The sequence below is a fragment of the Mannheimia sp. ZY171111 genome, from assembly GCF_017750945.1.
In the GTDB taxonomy this organism is placed as follows: Bacteria; Pseudomonadota; Gammaproteobacteria; order Enterobacterales; family Pasteurellaceae; genus Mannheimia; species Mannheimia pernigra.
The window spans coordinates 2,056,169-2,072,231 of sequence record NZ_CP046532.1; the positions used below are offsets into that span (position 1 = coordinate 2,056,169).

Consider the following 16,063-nt stretch of genomic DNA (forward strand, 5'->3'; position numbering starts at 1 on the left):
TGAAAAATATGACCGCTTGTTTTTAATTTTTGTATTAGGCTTTCTTATTGGTTGGCGCCTGTTTGTGAGAAGCCATTTTTTGACGAATCTCACGGCGTTGCTTAGAAAGTTCAGCATTGCGGATCATATAATCATCAACGCGGTTTTCGTAGTCATCACGCATATTCGCTATAATTGCTCGGACATCGTCTATCGACATTTCATCTGAGATGTATTGTGTTAAGTTATCTAGTAGGAGTACTCGTTTTTGGTTATCACGAATCTTGCGATCATTATCAGCAGTTTCTCGATGTAATTTATTTTTTAAACGATAAAGATGTACATACTCTAACATATCGTGGAATGATTTATTTACTTCAGACATAGACAAAGCCTCTTGGTTGAGTTGATTAAAAGTAAGTAGATAAATCCTATTCTTTTTCGAACGATTCGTCAAAAATTTTTGTGTGAATTCTATGATTTAAATCGGTAATTAAAAAGATCATTAAATTTGTCGTGCTATTTAGTTTAAAATGGTAATATCTCATCATTTTAGTTTATATAGTACAGGGTTTAATAATGTCATCAAATATTGCTCCTCGTGAATTTGCTGCGATTGATTTAGGGTCAAACAGCTTTCATATGATCGTAGCCCGTATTGTGAATGGCTCAATTCAAATCCTTTCTCGTCTTAAACGCCGTGTACGTTTAGCTGATGGGCTTGATGAAAACTTAGTGTTAAGCCAAGAGGCTATTGATAGAGGCGTTGATTGCTTAGCATTATTTGCTAAGCGTTTGCACGGTTTCTCAGCAGATGATGTAAAAGTTGTCGGTACTTATACGCTACGCAGAGCTGTGAATAAGCAGGATTTTCTTCATCAAGCAAAAGCAGTTTTTCCTTATCCGATTTCAATTATTTCTGGGCAGGAAGAAGCCAAATTAATTTATTCGGGTGTTAGTCATACTCAACCCGAAACAGGTAGAAAGTTAGTATTGGATATTGGTGGGGGGTCAACTGAAATTACGATTGGCGAGAATTTTAATCCCATTCGAGCAGAAAGCCGTCATATGGGCTGTGTAAGTTTTGCGAAGCGTTTTTTCCCAAAAGGGGAATTAACTCTCGAAAATTTTGATAGAGCTTATCAGCTTGCAATGGAAAAAATTGAAGATCTGATGTGGGAATACCAAGAATTAGGCTGGGAGCAAGCACTCGGTTCGTCAGGCACAATAAAAACCGTTCATAGAGTGCTAATTGCTAATGGCTATCGAGATGGCTTGATTACTGAACCCCGACTACAAAAAATTATTGATTTGTGCTTAGAATTTAAATCGTTGCAAGATATAAAAATGAGGGGACTATTAGAAGATCGGGCAGATGTATTAGTGCCTGGTTTAGCCATTTTATTAGCCCTTTTCCATACGTTCAAAATTGAAACGCTACGCTATTCTAACGGTGCATTGCGAGAGGGCGTGATGTATGGCTTAGAAAAAAGTTTTCAGGTGAGTGATATTCGTCAACGCACAGCACAAGCATTAGTGGAGCAGTTTGATTTAGATAAGAAACAATCTGCAAGAGTAGAAAAAACAGCTTTTATGCTTTTTGAACAAGTGAATATTTGGAAAAATCGCCGTCACGTTGAAGATTTGCATTCTATGTTGAAATGGGCAAGTTTATTACACGAAATTGGTATCGTGGTGAATCATCATGATGTTCATCGTCATTCGGCATATTTGATTTCAAACCGAGATTTACCAGGGTTTGATTTTGAACAACAGACATTGCTAACAGTGTTAATTCGATACCACCTCAAAGGATTTAAACGATCAGATATTCGCAGTATTAATCGCTATCAATATCGCGATATATTAACTTTAGTCCGCTTATTTAGATTAGCCGTATTGCTTAATCGTTCCCGTCAAGCGACTATTGAGCCAAAGAATGTTACACTGACTATTGAAAATAATGATTGGCATTTAGTATTTGATGAGGGCTTTTTAAGCCAAAATCCATTAGTGTTAGCAGATTTGCAAGAGGAGCAAAAGACGTTGTCTAAGGCGGACTTTCGTTTAACAGTGTCTTAACCTATACACATTTCTCTTCGTTTTCATTAACGCTATGAGAGGCATTAATGATTTCTTCAGCTTTAAAGTTTGATCTACTTCGCATTTTTGGAATTTTCTTATTGAGATTATATTTTTAAACTATTATTCTTCCATTGGAGTATATCTTCATAAATATATATTTATGGAGTGATACATCAAATTATATTGTTGATTAAATTAAGGAAACATCTATGTTATTAGCAGATTTATCAAGAGACGATTATGCAAAATCTCTCCCTCCTGTATTTGCACGCCTTTGTGGGAAATTAAAGGCATTAGATTTAGCAAATTTAGCATTAGGCTGGCAAGATTTAGAAGAGGGTATTCGTATGAATGTGATGTCATTTGAAACTAGTCCAGCTGAAGGTAAAAAAGCAGAAATGCATCGCAAATTTGTAGATATTCAACTGCTTATTGAAGGCGAAGAAATGATCGAATATGGTTTAAGTCAGCCTAATTTATCAAAATACGATGAATACAGAGATGAAGATGACTATCAATTAACTGATGAAATTGATGATAAAAACGAAGTCATACTTAAACCCAATATGTTTGCTATTTTCTTACCTTATGAACCACATAAGCCAGGTAATACAGTGAATGAGAACAAAACATTAAAAAAATTAGTAGTAAAAGTACCTGTGGAATTACTATAGGAGGCGGGAATGTCTGCTAGAGGAAAAATTCTCAATACAATTAGCTCTCTACAAAATAGTTTGACAAAAACAGAAAAAAAAATAGCAACTGTTATTTTGTCTCAACCAGAATTGCTTAGCCAATGTTCTTTATCTGATGTAGCAAAATATTTAGATGTTGGCGAGGCAACGTTTATTCGTTTTTGTCGAACATTAGGCTTTAAAGGCTATACTGATTTCAAGTTGGAATTAGCGATAGAATTGGCTACTCAACATCAAGATAAACAAGTGCTATTGGATACAGATGTATCTGAAGCGGATACATCTAAAGATATTGCCAATAAGGTGAAAAATAGCTTAGACAGCGTGATTAGCGAAACGATTAACTTACTGGATTTTGATGTGTTAGAAAAAGTGGTGCAGGAGTTAAGGCAAGCAAAAAGAATATTTTTATTTGGTGTGGGCTCTTCGGGTTTAACGGCAGAAGATGCAAAACATAAATTGATGCGTATTGGGCTACAAACCGATTCTGTAACCAATAACCACTTTATGTATATGCAAGCAGCTCTTGTACAAGAAGGTGATTTAGTTATTGGCATTAGCCATTCTGGCTATTCTGAAGAGGTGGTAAAATCCCTTCGTTTTTCTCGAGCAAATAAAGCGAAAACTGTTGCTATTACCCATAATTTACGATCTCCTGTAACGGAAGAAGCGAATTATGTGTTAATTAATGGTAATCGGCAAGGTCATATGCAAGGGGATTCTATTGGTACGAAAATGTCGCAACTTTTTGTACTAGATTTAATTTACACCTTGTTAGTAAAAGCTGAGCCTGAAAATGCGTTAAAACAGAAACAAAAAACGCTGAATGTGATTTTAGAGCAAAGAATTAAAAGCTAGATAGTTCGAGCAAGAAAAAACCTTTGGTTAATTTGATCAGCCAAAGGTTTTTTATTACAAGCGGTCTATTTTCTCTTAAATTTTACCAATTCAAACAAAGGCTAAGCCACCTACGAGAAATCTCAAGCCATTATTATTGAGCGGATCGAAATGTAGGCTCAAAAATCGTAATAATACAATGTTTAAACCAATAAAACATAGAGCAAATGAGTGAGAATTAGCTGATGAGAAAGAGGCATAAAAATACATATAGCTCGGTTTAAAACCGAGCAAAGCATAAAGAATGTGTGTGGAATAGCAAGAAAAGTTATTATTTTACAGTAGATTATGAGGTTTTATCATCAAGTGGGGCAATGTTGGTAGCGGATGCTCCTCGATCGCTTTGTACTAATTCAAATTGTACTTTTTGCCCTACTTTTAATAAGCGATAGCCTTCTGTTTTGATTTCAGAGAAGTACACAAAAATATCACCCTCGCATACATCCGATGTAATAAAACCAAATCCTTTTACATTGTTAAACCATTTAACAACACCGATTTCCATTTAAATCTCCCCAATAATTAAATAATATTCGGATTGTAAATAAAATGTTTAAAAGCTCAACTGCCAAAGTGTAGAAATTAGACAGAGATCACAAAATTTTTAAAAAATGGAGGTTTCTAATCGGATGTTACCCTCTTCAACTACTATTGCTTTACCAAATTTTTTTATCATTGCTTCTTTCGTTTTATTTTCATCTAAAGTGTAAACTGGCGTATTGTTTAAAAAGCTAGCTAACCCTTCTGCAAGCATCGGTAAGAACATCTGAAGTTCAGATTGATATTTTGTTGGTGTAGCAGACCAACTTAGTAATCGCACATTTTTGAGGAACAATGCGCCTTTTTGTGGATCGTAATAGGGTGTAGTATCCATATTTAAATGGACTGAAGCATCATATTTTTTGCCTCTGGCTTTTAAAATGCCGTCAACTGCACCTGAAATGGCAACTTTTTTGTCTTCGGTTCTGCCAATTTTGCTAGTCAGTGAATGAAGGCGATAATCCAATTCAAATAACTGAGGAATGCCGACTTTATCTTGTAGTGGCACTTTTTCATTTAATTTAGTCGATAAATAATCGTTAATTTCTTTTTCACTAATGCGAAGCATATTCGCATTCGCTGAAAACATTGCTGTTGAAGCAACAAATAAAGCGGTAAATTGGCGTAAAATTTTCATAATTTGCTCTTTTAAATTAGGTTTAATCGTTTAAACAAGGTAAAATGCACTCGGACTATCATCCACTTTCCATTTAGGACATATAAAAAATGAAAAAATTCTTATTATGCTTTAGCATTTTAACAATAGTGGCTTGTTCATCAACAGGTGTTGATGGAAGCATAGGAGCTGGCGGTGGCTCAAATGGAGTTGGAATCGGCTTGGGCGTTGGCACAGGTCTGAGATTCTAATATTTAAATTGTAAATTTTTAGCGGTTTTTGACCGCTTTCACGAACTGTTTATTTGTGGATAGAAATGAAGTACGAATTAAAGAAAACCAGCGGTAACGCACGTCGTGGGCGTTTAACATTCAATCGCCCGAAAGGGGAGTTTCACGTTGAAACCCCTGCATTTATGCCTGTAGGAACATACGGCACAGTAAAAGGAATGACGCCTGAAGAAGTGGCTGCAACAGGCGCTCAAATTCTGTTGGGTAACACTTTTCACCTTTGGCTGCGTCCAGGTCAAGAAATTATGAAAATGCATGGTGATTTACACGACTTTATGCAATGGCACGGACCGATTCTAACCGATTCAGGGGGGTTCCAAGTATTTAGTTTAGGTAAATTGCGTAAAATAAAAGAAGAAGGCGTGACTTTCCAAAATCCAATTAGTGGCGAGAAAATTTTTCTTTCTCCAGAGAAATCAATGGAGATTCAATACGATCTTGGCTCGGATATTGTTATGATTTTTGATGAGTGTACGCCTTACCCGGCGACCTTTGATTACGCAAAGCAATCAATGGAAATGTCGCTACGTTGGGCAAAACGCAGTCGTAATCGTTTCGATGAATTAGAAAATCCAAATGCACTCTTTGGTATTATTCAAGGTGGTGTGTATGAGGAATTGCGTAAAGTCTCAGTGGAAAAATTAGTCGAAATCGGTTTTGATGGTTATGCAGTAGGTGGGTTGGCAGTTGGTGAGCCAAAAGAAGATATGCACCGCATTTTAGAATATGTTTGCCCACAAATTCCTGCAGATAAACCCCGCTATTTAATGGGGGTGGGAAAGCCTGAAGATTTAGTAGAAGGCGTTCGCCGTGGTATTGATATGTTTGATTGCGTAATGCCAACCCGTAATGCTCGTAATGGTCATTTATTTGTAACGAATGGTATTGTGAAAATCCGTAATGCGAAATATCGTGAAGATACTACACCACTTGACGCTGAATGTGATTGCTACACTTGTAAGAATTATACTAAAGCCTATTTATATCATTTAGATAAATGTGGTGAAATTTTAGGTGCAAGATTAAATACCATTCATAATTTACGTTATTATCAACGTTTAATGGCGGAAATTCGCCAAGCGATTGAAGATGATCGCTTTGATGATTTTGTGATTGAATTTTATGCTCGAATAGGTAAAGAAGTACCCCCTTTACAATCTGAAGTAAACAATCAGAAATAATCAGGAGTTTTATATGCAACAACTTGAACCACAAGAGTTTGAAAGCTGGGCTGAACCTATTGATATGTTATATGCCTGTCATAGAAAAGTGAAAAACTTTTGCAAACAGTTACAAATTTTGCCAGATTACCTTGAAAAGAATGGCATCAATCAGGCAGTAAAAAATGATGTTCAGCAGATTTTAAATTATTTCAATATTTCAGCTCCACTTCATCACCAAGATGAAGAAGATGATTTCTTTCCAGAGTTGATTAAAGTGCAGCCGCAAGCACAAGCTAATGTTGATGAACTAGAGAGCCAGCACCTTCATTTGCATAAGAATTGGGACGATTTATCTGTACAGCTAGAAGATTTACTTAAAGGCAAACGAGAGAATGTTGATAGAGATCTTATTAAGGCTTTTGTGGCAGGCTATGATGTGCATATTGCCATTGAAGAGCCGCTTTTTGAGTTAGGGCGAGAGCATTTAGCAGAAGAAAAGCTATCAGCAATGGGTAAGATTATGGCGGATCGCCGTAAATTATAATTTCAACGAATAAGGCGAACTTTAAGTTCGCCTTTTGTGTATCAATGCAATGAAATATTCTTTAGATTTAACAGGCTATAGCTGCCCGTTACCTTTGTTTATGGCTAAAAAAGCGATGACCGATCTTAAAAAGGGCGATTACTTAACAATTTTACTCAACAAGCAGAGTAGTCTTGCTGATTTTGAACTGCTTGCCCAGGAGCAAAGTTGGATTGTAGAGATTATTAAGCAAGCGGTCGAAAACCGAGTAAATTTTACCAAATAAGTTTGATTTATTCTTTTTCCCAAATAGTCTTTTTCGCAAAGATTACTTTATTATCTGTGTGCTTGATTGTGCTAAAGCCTATTTCCCATACATCACTCGGTTTAAACCGTGCAAGCGGGTGTTTTTCGTAATAAATTTGTAAAGCGATTTTTTTGGCTGCTTTGTCTTCTAAACATTTCGCAGTTGCAGAAAATTGCACGCCCTCAATATCTTTTATTTTTTCAGTTTGCCCACAAATAGTCCCAACAATCTGTGGATTTTCTAGCATAATTTGTGCGTGTCTGGTTTTTTTTGCGGTTAAGATAATTAAACGAGCATTTTCTTCATCAAAGGCATAAAAACAATTTGCTGCCCAGAAATCATCTTGAGTATGAGTAGCAAAACTCACAACGTGATTTGAGCGGATAAAATCGGCGATCTCTTGGGGAATTAGCGAATTCATTTTTATAACTTATTCGCCCCAATGAGGTATATTGGGAATTTCAATATCCAGTAATGAAAGGGCGTGAGCAACGCTATGGGTTACCATTTCATCAAGGCTGGTTGGTTTTTGATAAAAAGCGGGAATCGGGGGGAAAATAATGCCGCCCATTTCAGTTACTTTCCGCATATTATCAATGTGTACAAGATTAAAAGGGGCTTCTCTTACCATCAGTACCAATTTTCGGCGTTCTTTTAATACCACATCAGCGGCTCGAGTAAGAAGATTATCGCTAAACCCATTGGCAATAGAGGCCAGCGTTCGCATTGAGCAAGGTGCAACAATCATTCCTATGGTTTTAAACGAACCACTTGCAATACTCGCCCCCACGTTTTGAATGGCGTGTATTTCATCAGCTAAGTGGTGTAGAGCTTCTCGCTCATAATTTGTTTCAAGTGTTCGAGTAAGCTCTGCCCCTTTTGTGATGACTAAGTGGGTTTCTATGTCTTCAAAAGGGTGGAGTAACTCAAGCACTTTATAACCATATTGAAAACCACTTGCACCACTAATACCAACAATAATACGTTTTTTCATCATTAACTTACCTAAAATTGTTGTGCTACCTTAAATGATCATCATTCTATTTAAAGCTTGCGATAAGCATAATCATCATAAATGAGAAAACTGAAAGCAAATAGAACTTTAATGAAAATGGATGCCCTTTTTTGAAGGCTTTGGTTGCAAAAATAATGTATAACACTAAAAATAATATTTTAGGCAACAACCAGCTAAATTGGGCTAAGGTAAAAAATTCATACGAGAGGAAAATAATAACCGCTGCAATCCCCGTTATTAATAAAATTGTATCTACAATATGTGGTGCAATACGTAATATTGTGTATTGTCTCCAATTAACCGCCTTTGCTGCTAAAAAACCACGCACTAATAAGAGCACTAAGCTAATGTAGGCTAATCCAAAGTGAGCTTTAAGTATTATTGATAGATATTCCATTTTAATTACTCCGCAATTTCAGCTTTTAAATATTGATAAATTTCACGATAATTTTTTGCTGGTTTATTCGCTTCACGCTCTTTAATTGCGCCACGAATTAAATTACGTAAATGTTGGCGATCTAAATGAGGGTATTCATTTAACAGATTATCTAGCGAAGGATCGCCCATTGCAATTAGCTGATCACGCACCAGTTCTAATTTATGCAACAATGCCTGTTGCTGGTTATGGCGATTTTTTACTTTGTCTAATGCTTCTTGAATGGGGTTAGGATCTTGATTTCGCAATAACTTTCCAATAAATTGAATTTGACGACGGCGTGCTTCCATTTTAAAGCTTTGAGCTTGGCGAATGGCTTCTTTAAGTGTGTCATCAAGCGGGATTTTTTCTAGATTTTGTGGTGTTAATTCAATTAATTCTGCCCCAATTTTTTTTAAATGCTCGGAATCTCGTTTAATTTCACTTTTACTGACCCAGATAATCTCTTCTTCGTCATCTGTCCAATCAATCTCATTTTTGCTACGTTTTCTAGCCATTGTGCGTCCTTTTTCGTGCAAACTATAAAAAATGCCGTATTCTAACAGAAATTTGAGTTAGAATATATGAATCGTTGAAATCAATAAGATGGAACAAGAATGTCGATTACAGATAAACAAATTTTACAACAGCAAGAGCAAGAACTACGACAAGCGGTTGAATTTGCATTAAATTTTGCAAAAAAGGCAGGAGCAGAAGCGGAAGTTGGCGTGACTAAAGTGATGGGGCTTTCGGTTTCAAGCCGATTAGAGCAGGTTGAAAATATAGAATTTAATAATGATGGATCTCTTGGTATTTCTGTATATTTAGGAAAACGAAAAGGCAATGCCTCAACCTCTGATTTACAATACGCCTCTATCCAAAAAACCGTAGAAGCAGCATTAGCTATTGCAAAATATACCTCCGAAGATGATTGCACAGGGCTGGCAGATAAAGAAATGTTAGCATTTGAAGCCCCTGATCTCGAACTTTATCATCAAGCGGATATTTCCGTTGATCAAGCAATAGCATTAGCGATTGAGGCGGAACATTATGGTTTAAACGCCGATGATAAAATTGTAAATAGCGAGGGAGCAGCGTTTAATTCGCATAGCGGTGTGAGGGTTTATGGCAACACGCACGGAATGTTGCAAAGTTATCTATCTAGCCGTTATTCGCTTTCTTGTAGTCTGATTTCAGCTTATGAAGACCAACTTGAGCGTGATTATGAATACACTATTTCTCGTGAGTTTGATAAATTGCAGCCTGCAAAATGGGTAGGTAAACAAGCAGCAATGAAGGCGGTAGATAGAATTAACCCTCAGCGTATTAAAACGGCAGAAATGCCCGTGATTTTCTATAATGATGTTGCTACAGGTTTAATCGGACACCTCGCGGGTGCTATTAGTGGCGGGGCATTATACCGTAAATCAAGTTTTTTATTAGATAAATTAGGCGAGCAAATTCTACCCGAATGGTTTGCTATTTCAGAGCGCCCCCATTTATTACGCCAGTTAGCCTCTTCTGCTTTTGATAGCGAGGGAGTCATTACGCAAAACCGTGAAATCATTACTGAAGGGGTGTTACAAACCTATTTAATGACAAGTTATTCAGGGAGAAAAATGGGGCTAAAAAGCACAGGGCACGCAGGTGGCATTCATAATTGGCTGGTTAAACCAAACCGTCAAGGTGGATTGAAGACTTTGTTAAAGGAGATGGATACTGGCTTATTGGTTACTGAAATGCTTGGCTCAGCAATTAATAACGTAACTGGCGAATACTCACGCGGAGCTGCCGGTTTTTGGGTAGAAAATGGTGAAATTCAATATCCTGTGGCAGAAATTACCATTGCAGGACAGCTACAAGATATGTATAAGAACTTGATTGCTGTTGGTGATGATATTGAGCATCGCTCAAATATCCAAACAGGTTCAATTTTATTGGAAAAAATGACAGTATCTGGCGAATAATTTGCAAAATTTTTACAAAATATAACCGCTTGTCATCAAATCAAATTTACTTGGAGAAATCAATGCAAAATCATCATATCGAAACGTTATATTCAAAAGAGGATGTGCTAGCAAGAATCAATGAGCTGGCAAAACAAATCAACCAGCACTACCAACAAAAACAGTGTCAAAATTTGGTTATTGTTGGATTGTTGCGTGGTTCATTTATGTTTATGGCAGATTTAGTTAGGCGGTTAGATCTACCTGTAGAAGTGGATTTTTTAACCGCTTCCAGTTATGGAAACAGTACAGAATCTAGCCGTGATGTCAAAATTCTCAAAGATTTAGATGGTGAAATTCAAGGTAAAGATGTATTGATTGTAGAAGATATTATTGATACTGGCTTCACCTTAAGCAAGGTAGGGGAGATTCTCAAATTACGTGAGCCAAATTCACTTGCTATTTGTACTTTATTAGATAAACCTTGCCGCCGCGAAGTTGATGTGCCCGTAAAATGGGTGGGATTTGAGATCCCCGATGAATTTGTGGTGGGTTATGGGATTGATTATGCCCAAAAATATCGTCATTTAGATTATATTGCTAAAGTAGTGATTGAATAAAAATTCAATCACTACTTAGATTTTCACGACTAATTACATTCTCGATTAAGGTTGAAATATAAAATATTCTTATCGAGAAAGAAAAATTAAAAGACTGAGCTCTATGGAATATAGAACTCAGTCTTGAGCTAGTCTAACTTTTAAATCGTAATCAGTTTACGGTATTACCAGTTATAACTCACATTTAGACCGAAATTACTTTCAGTAGTTTGAGAACCATAACGATGTAATTTGAAATCAGCCCCTAATGCCACACCATTTGCAAAGCGTTTTTTCAACCCTGTCGTGACAGAATACACGTTACTTTTATCCTTTATTTTGTATGTGTTTGTCATATCATTAGATTGAGATAAAGTTATATCACCATTGACAAACCCTATACTTGGACGAATATAAGCATCAATATCATTTAGCTTATAATGGATATTCAATCCTACATCACTTGCATAGACCGTGCGGCTATTAATCGCAAGATCTTCATCTATTAATGAGCGAGAAGAACGTGAAACGTAAGCACCAACTGATGGGCTAATGCTTAATTTATCATCTAATTGAATACGATAAGCATAATTGAGGTAGCCATCAACATTGTTATTACGTGCTATGTTTTACGCCACGATAGCGTAAGAAGCCAGAAAGTTGGTGATTATCCATTTCATATTTAGCTCTTGCACCAATTTGTACGCTATTACGATTTTTATTACTGTATTCAAAGAATAAGCCACCACGTAAATTCGCACTTAATTTTGTATTCAAGCCTAAGGATAGATTATTGTGTTTTACACCTGTGTCGTAATGGGCAAAGAAATTATCAAAGCTACGATATAAAATATCCGTGTTATATTCATTGAACTTTCTCGCTTTTTGGATGTAGCGAGTGAAGTCTAATTTAGTATTTAAAGCCAAATAGCTTTCATATAAATTAGCATACGTATCCATAATACCATTATAATTTAAATAAGTGGTATCCGCTGTATTGGTGACTTTATTCACATAAGCTAAGGCTCTTTGATAAATATTCTGTTGAGACGGCAGTGCTTTAGTAATATTTTTTGCCAATTTATCCAGCTCATCACTATTGTTTTTCAGATTATACATTTCTTTGTTAATCACAAAAGATTGTGCAATCGCAGTATCATTAGCACGACGCATTTTTTCGACTAGTGTCTCTTTTTGAGCTTTATTGAGATAAGGCAGTGCATTGATTTTATCCAAAGCAGGAGTAAGTTCATCTGGTAATCCCCATTCGATAGCTTTTGCTTCCATTTCAGCAATATGTTCAGTTAAATTTTTTACTGAAATATCACCATCGTTTTCAAAAGCAACAAATAAATTCCCTTCTTTATAGGCTAAAGAGGAATAACCAGCACCAGCGGCATTACCTGAACCTGGACGAATAATATGCACCTTGTGTTTGTGCGATGGATCTTTTGCATCTAGCATCCAAAGTGTAATATCACCCCTTTTCCACCCATCATTCTTTCCATCTGGTTTAGAGATTAGTAGCACTTTTCGACCATTTGGTAGTGTTACATAGATAGAAGAGCCTTGAGTTGGTTGTGAGCTAGTTGGTAATAATCCATTAGTTGGAGTAAATAATTCCCAGGTTTTACCCATATCAGTAGAAGAGTATGCCCAGCGACTGTTTCCTCGTCCAGTCATCACCAACTTACCAGGTTCGAGTTCAAACACCATATTTTCTAAAGAACTTTGGTTCGGTGCAACTGGGTTGTCAATTTCTGGCATATCCCAAGTTTTCCCATTATCTTTAGAATACATAATAGTGGTCGCAATACCATTTTGATGTGCGGTTTGAATTGGGAAAACCAACGTACCATCTTGCATTACAATTCCAGATCCGACCCCGCCTAAAAAGCCTAAGGTAGGTTTTCCATTTTTGGTGACTTTAGAAAATACGTCTAAATTGCTGAATTTACTAAACTCAGTATTTTTCTCCCAATTTAAACCGCCATCAGTAGATTTATAAATGGTAGCTGCCCAGCTGCCACTATTAAAGTGAGGAACACGCCCACCATACCATTGTTGATCCGACATAGACCAAGTTCCGTGCATGACATATAAACTATTATCAATAGGATTATGTAATAAAGTTGGATCCATTGAACGACGTGCTGGGTGATTAGTTCTATCAAAAGACCAAGCGGTTTTCTTCGTCCAAGTATGGCCACCATCGGAAGAAATCGCAATACCAGGATCAATACGATCTTGGTCATACGCACGATTCCAGCGTAAATCAAACATAACAACTAATTTATTATCTTCGGTAACTTGCATAGCTGGAATACGGCTATAATATAATGGCGCAGTACCTGCAGCTTCACCATTTGGACCAATACCAGCCCAAGGCTCGCCAGCTACTGGAGTGGTAAAGTTATCGACTCCGACACGCTTGGTAATATTTGTGAGATTAAAATTAAGGTCGCTTTTCCAAAAATCAGAGTTAGCGGAAGCAGGCAAAATACTTAGGAAAAAGTATGGGGATATGATTAACTGATTGATTTTTCTCATCATTTTCTCCATTAGGGGGATAAAGTGCAAAAACTAATTTTTAGCTGAACAGCTATTATATGGTTCAATCTTATGTATAAAATACCAGCTAGCAAGTAATTGTAACGGCATTTTATGATTAAGATTTAAGCACAAAAAAATAAAAAAATCTGAGAGATTTGTCACAATTATTGAAAAAAGTGATATTTTTTAAATATCACCGAAGCCCAAGCTTTGTATCAAGGTTTCATCTTAATGTTAGTGATAAAAGTGACTTTTTTCTGAACTTTGGTGTAAAAAATATAAGAGCTGTAACAAAAAGGCCGCCAGGCAATAACCTAACGGCATTACAAGCGGTCATATTTGGCGGAAAATTTGCTAGGCTACTTAAAATTTGCGATATGAAACGTTTAGTGCCATTGAGCAAACAACAAAAAAGCCTGTAAACGTTGTGATCTGCCCCCAAAAAGTTAGACTGTTATTTTAAAGGACTGATGTCGATATTGTATCGGACTCAGTCCTTTTAGTTTTAGTTGGATTCGTTCTTCATTATAGTAACGAACATATTCATTGATGACTTGTTCCAGTTCATCAATCACTTTAAATTCGGTCATGTCTGTCAGCCATTTCTCATTCGGCTTAGTTGCACTAAAGTTTCTTTGTAACAGATTTGGCGCGATTTTGCCTGGTTCTCCTTTATAAGCGTTATATTTACGTTGTTTCTTCGACCTAACTTGTCAGCCCATTACTTGAATCAAGCGTTGAACTCGTTTGTGATTCACATCGCCTAATTTTGCGGTGACTCGGCGATAACCATAGTGAGGCTCTTTCTGCTTAATTTCACAAATCCGTTTTTTGAGCTCACTGTCTTTGTCTAATTTAGGGGGTTGATGATAAAAGAATGTACTTCGAGCCAGCTTTGCTATTCGCAGAAGAATAGCTAACGGATAGTGTTCTCTTAACTTTTGGATTGTTTCTGCCGTTTGGCTTCGCCCCTTTTGATTATCTCGTCTAACTTTTTTAGATAGGCTACCTCTGCTTCTAGTTCTAAAATACGCAAGCGTAGGCGGTCTTCTTCTGTTTTAGGCGGTGGCGGCATTTTCGCATAGTGAGGCTTCATACTCGGGCGACCTTTGGATTTTGGTTGGAGTCCATTTATACCGCTTTTCCGAAAGGCTTTCAACCATTGGCTGATTACCCCGCTATTGGAAATACCAAAATGAAGAGTCGCCTCTTCAGCAGAAAATAAACCATCAAGGATTGATTTAATCGCCTGAAACTTAAATTCTGGAGAGTAAGCTCTTTTACAATGGAGGACAGCTAACCCATTGATACCTGAATATTTATATTGAGCAATCCAACGTCTCACTGTTTTACTAGATAAATCAAAATGATGAAGTGTTATAGGAAGATTTTCGTGATGTTCAACATAGAAATCCACAACTTGTTGTTTAAAAATTTGGGTGTATTTAGTCATAAAAAATCTGCACCTTAATCAGTTGGAAAGTGAGTCCAACTTTTGGGGGGCAGATCATTGATTTTACAGGCTTTCTAAGTTTTTTTGTTTAGCTCCGTTGAGCTAAATTTAGTCAAATGGTGCCTGGGCGAGACTTGGAATAATTGATTAACTTATTGATTTTTAAAGGTATTAGTTATTGTGTTGTTTATTGTGGTTACAATTTTGGTTACATCAGGAAAATAGTGTAATTCTCATATGTTTTAATAGTATATCAATCTATTTTTGCTTAAAGGAAATTATTTTATAAAACAAGTCATCACCTCATCACTAAATTGAAATAAACCCTTATATATCAATATATTAATATAGTGATGACTTCTTTTTAAGTCATCACTAAGTCATCACAGTCATCACTTCTATAAAATTATTCGTTTATTTCCTTCCATTTTGTCTTTTGTTGAATAAAAAATAATCATTTAAAAATTATCCTCTTAACGTGTTCAAACGTAGCTAAACGATTAAATTTTACCCTATTTACTCCGTTGAAATTATGCCTATATTGTTCTATGGCTAATTGTAGCCTTCTTAATTAAGAGGACTTTTTTATGATTTCTAACGAAGCAATCCGCCAAGAAGTTATCGACTTATTACAAGGTAACATTCAAGGCATTCAACATTTCCATAACGGCAGAGCCGTGTTCACCGATGTAGAAAATGAATTACCGGCTATCGCCGTATTCATTGATGAAGCAGAATATAGCCAACTCACGCTTTGCGATGGCGAATGCAACGCCTATTTGAAAATCGGCATTTACCTACCAATGTTTTCAACGGAAAACGACCTTGATTTAGTGGCTCAAAAAATCAGTGATGTAATGAATGAAGCTACATTCCGCAGTATGGACGAATGTGTGCTTGCTAAATACAGCTATGACTATGATGCTAACGAATCAGCGTGGAAAACAGCCACAATTCATTACAACATCAATTATTTGAATTAAGGAC

General features: G+C 36.4%; 16 protein-coding genes and 2 pseudogenes. 9 read left to right on the forward strand and 9 right to left on the reverse strand.

All coding sequences use genetic code 11. The features are described 5' to 3' along the window. Positions 1 to 34 precede the first annotated feature (34 nt). Positions 35 to 364: a DUF496 family protein gene (locus tag GM698_RS09755; protein ID WP_176808521.1), complete on the reverse strand. Its 330-nt coding sequence runs from the start codon at positions 362 to 364 to the stop codon at positions 35 to 37. Between the two features lie 194 nt (positions 365 to 558). Here GM698_RS09755 and ppx point away from each other — a divergent pair, with 194 nt between their 5' ends. From ppx to GM698_RS09770, 3 genes are all read left to right on the forward strand, one after another. Further along, positions 559 to 2,061 (forward strand): exopolyphosphatase, encoded by a 1,503-nt coding sequence (gene ppx / locus GM698_RS09760; protein ID WP_176808520.1) that lies wholly within the window; start codon positions 559 to 561, stop codon positions 2,059 to 2,061. 212 nt (positions 2,062 to 2,273) lie between these two features. Then, on the forward strand, positions 2,274 to 2,738 hold the full coding sequence (nanQ, locus tag GM698_RS09765) for an N-acetylneuraminate anomerase (protein WP_176808519.1): 465 nt from the start codon (positions 2,274 to 2,276) through the stop codon (positions 2,736 to 2,738). Between the two features lie 9 nt (positions 2,739 to 2,747). Then, the gene (locus GM698_RS09770) at positions 2,748 to 3,617 is read left to right on the forward strand and encodes a MurR/RpiR family transcriptional regulator (RefSeq protein ID WP_209289360.1); all 870 of its coding nucleotides are present in this window, start codon (positions 2,748 to 2,750) and stop codon (positions 3,615 to 3,617) included. Positions 3,618 to 3,942: 325 nt separating this feature from the next. Here GM698_RS09770 and GM698_RS09775 read toward each other — a convergent pair whose 3' ends face one another. After that, entirely contained in the window at positions 3,943 to 4,161 is a 219-nt protein-coding gene (locus GM698_RS09775) for a cold shock domain-containing protein (protein ID WP_209289361.1), read from the reverse strand. A gap of 99 nt (positions 4,162 to 4,260) precedes the next feature. Further along, the gene (locus tag GM698_RS09780) at positions 4,261 to 4,833 is read right to left on the reverse strand and encodes a DUF1439 domain-containing protein (RefSeq protein ID WP_176810011.1); all 573 of its coding nucleotides are present in this window, start codon (positions 4,831 to 4,833) and stop codon (positions 4,261 to 4,263) included. 295 nt (positions 4,834 to 5,128) lie between these two features. On the opposite strand from GM698_RS09780, the gene tgt reads away from it, so the two are divergent. Genes tgt through GM698_RS09795 form a run of 3 tightly spaced genes read left to right on the forward strand, consistent with a single transcriptional unit; the run spans position 5,129 to position 7,074 of the window. After that, the gene (gene tgt / locus GM698_RS09785; RefSeq protein WP_176810010.1) at positions 5,129 to 6,283 is read left to right on the forward strand and encodes a tRNA guanosine(34) transglycosylase Tgt; all 1,155 of its coding nucleotides are present in this window, start codon (positions 5,129 to 5,131) and stop codon (positions 6,281 to 6,283) included. Between the two features lie 13 nt (positions 6,284 to 6,296). Continuing rightward, complete coding sequence (locus GM698_RS09790; protein WP_209289362.1) at positions 6,297 to 6,809, forward strand: hemerythrin domain-containing protein; 513 nt, start codon at positions 6,297 to 6,299, stop codon at positions 6,807 to 6,809. A gap of 49 nt (positions 6,810 to 6,858) precedes the next feature. Then, positions 6,859 to 7,074, forward strand: a complete 216-nt coding sequence (locus GM698_RS09795) for a sulfurtransferase TusA family protein (RefSeq protein ID WP_209289363.1) — start codon at positions 6,859 to 6,861, stop codon at positions 7,072 to 7,074. Between the two features lie 7 nt (positions 7,075 to 7,081). On the opposite strand, the gene GM698_RS09800 is transcribed toward GM698_RS09795, so the two are convergent. The 4 genes from GM698_RS09800 to yjgA are packed head-to-tail and all read right to left on the reverse strand — an operon-like array spanning position 7,082 to position 9,043. Further along, positions 7,082 to 7,516 carry a pyridoxamine 5'-phosphate oxidase family protein gene (locus GM698_RS09800; protein ID WP_209289364.1) on the reverse strand — a complete coding sequence of 145 codons (435 nt, stop codon included), beginning with the start codon at positions 7,514 to 7,516 and terminating at the stop codon, positions 7,082 to 7,084. Positions 7,517 to 7,525: 9 nt separating this feature from the next. After that, complete coding sequence (locus GM698_RS09805) at positions 7,526 to 8,089, reverse strand: UbiX family flavin prenyltransferase (RefSeq protein ID WP_176810394.1); 564 nt, start codon at positions 8,087 to 8,089, stop codon at positions 7,526 to 7,528. Positions 8,090 to 8,135: 46 nt separating this feature from the next. Then, positions 8,136 to 8,507, reverse strand: a complete 372-nt coding sequence (locus GM698_RS09810) for a SirB2 family protein (protein ID WP_176808512.1) — start codon at positions 8,505 to 8,507, stop codon at positions 8,136 to 8,138. Between the two features lie 5 nt (positions 8,508 to 8,512). Then, on the reverse strand, positions 8,513 to 9,043 hold the full coding sequence (gene yjgA, locus GM698_RS09815; RefSeq protein ID WP_159630002.1) for a ribosome biogenesis factor YjgA: 531 nt from the start codon (positions 9,041 to 9,043) through the stop codon (positions 8,513 to 8,515). Positions 9,044 to 9,142: 99 nt separating this feature from the next. On the opposite strand from yjgA, the gene pmbA reads away from it, so the two are divergent. Then, on the forward strand, positions 9,143 to 10,492 hold the full coding sequence (gene pmbA, locus GM698_RS09820; protein ID WP_176810007.1) for a metalloprotease PmbA: 1,350 nt from the start codon (positions 9,143 to 9,145) through the stop codon (positions 10,490 to 10,492). 62 nt (positions 10,493 to 10,554) lie between these two features. Then, complete coding sequence (gene hpt, locus GM698_RS09825) at positions 10,555 to 11,091, forward strand: hypoxanthine phosphoribosyltransferase (RefSeq protein ID WP_209289365.1); 537 nt, start codon at positions 10,555 to 10,557, stop codon at positions 11,089 to 11,091. A gap of 164 nt (positions 11,092 to 11,255) precedes the next feature. Here hpt and GM698_RS09830 read toward each other — a convergent pair. Both GM698_RS09830 and GM698_RS09835 read right to left on the reverse strand, forming a co-directional pair. Then, positions 11,256 to 13,632 (reverse strand): annotated as a pseudogene (locus GM698_RS09830) (exo-alpha-sialidase). A 437-nt stretch (positions 13,633 to 14,069) separates the two neighbouring features. Further along, a pseudogene (locus GM698_RS09835) lies at positions 14,070 to 15,076 on the reverse strand (IS3 family transposase). Between the two features lie 587 nt (positions 15,077 to 15,663). On the opposite strand from GM698_RS09835, the gene gpU reads away from it, so the two are divergent. After that, the gene (gene gpU, locus GM698_RS09840) at positions 15,664 to 16,059 is read left to right on the forward strand and encodes a phage tail terminator protein (protein ID WP_176810006.1); all 396 of its coding nucleotides are present in this window, start codon (positions 15,664 to 15,666) and stop codon (positions 16,057 to 16,059) included. Positions 16,060 to 16,063: the final 4 nt, after the last annotated feature.